Consider the following 828-nt stretch of genomic DNA (forward strand, 5'->3'; position numbering starts at 1 on the left):
GTCCATGATGGTGAAAACCATCATAAACCAGACATTTTTATTGGTGAGAATACAGACACTTTAAATGGTTTCTAACATCATAGTTTCGTATAAGGTGTATTATGTTAATTTTAGAAATTCTTAAAATAAGTACCAATTATAATTTTAAATTAAAAATATAAGTTGAAATTAAAATTATAATATTGCATTATAATCACAATAAAAAATTATAGGATTGATGATATGTCATTAGCAAAAAAATTTGACCCTCTATTCAGTAATAAAATGGCTGAATTACAACACTGTGGGTATGTTGAATTTTATAAATGGGAACTTTTAACTTGGTTTCAACGAGATAGAATAACTAATGTTATCTGGAATGAAATTTATGATCGTTGGGCGGATATCTGGGAAGATACGAGTTCTAGTGCTGAAGAAAACCAACTTTTATATAAAGACACTGGAAAATCATATGTAATTATTAATAAAAGCCACTTCACAGAAGTATTTGAACAGGAATAAAAAATATGGCTATTGCAAGTGCTGTTCATAGAGGAAGTTGGATTTATGTATACGATGAAAAAGGGCGTAAATTAGCTGCACTTGCAGGTGATGCCTTACACGGATTTACATCATCAACTGTAAGCGTCAAGAAAGGAAGTTGGATTTACGTCTATGATGAGAAAGGGAAAAAAATATCATCAATCCCAGCTAAATAATATTTAATAATAGGATGGATTGAACATCACATTTTATCATTTGCACAATATCCATTTAACATAATGGTGGTTATGCGAAACCACTTATAAAAATTCATTGTTTTTCAGGTATTTAAAAAATTAGTCATGA

The 828-nt window shown here is 29.2% G+C and carries 2 protein-coding genes; both read left to right on the forward strand.

Going from position 1 to position 828, the window contains the following annotated elements; all coding sequences use genetic code 11:
* Positions 1-222: 222 nt before the first annotated feature.
* Positions 223-501: a hypothetical protein gene (locus tag CDG56_RS16735; protein WP_018680127.1), complete on the forward strand. Its 279-nt coding sequence runs from the start codon at positions 223-225 to the stop codon at positions 499-501.
* A 5-nt stretch (positions 502-506) separates the two neighbouring features.
* Positions 507-698 (forward strand): hypothetical protein, encoded by a 192-nt coding sequence (locus CDG56_RS16740; RefSeq protein ID WP_018680128.1) that lies wholly within the window; start codon positions 507-509, stop codon positions 696-698.
* Positions 699-828 lie beyond the last annotated feature (130 nt).

The organism is Acinetobacter sp. WCHA39 (genome assembly GCF_002165385.1).
GTDB lineage: Bacteria > Pseudomonadota > Gammaproteobacteria > Pseudomonadales > Moraxellaceae > Acinetobacter.

Coding starts and splice junctions, on each gene's coding strand:
- CDG56_RS16735 (WP_018680127.1), top strand. CDS start 223: ATGTCATTAGCAAAAAAATTTGACCCTCTATTCAGTAATAAAATGGCT.
- CDG56_RS16740 (WP_018680128.1), top strand. CDS start 507: ATGGCTATTGCAAGTGCTGTTCATAGAGGAAGTTGGATTTATGTATAC.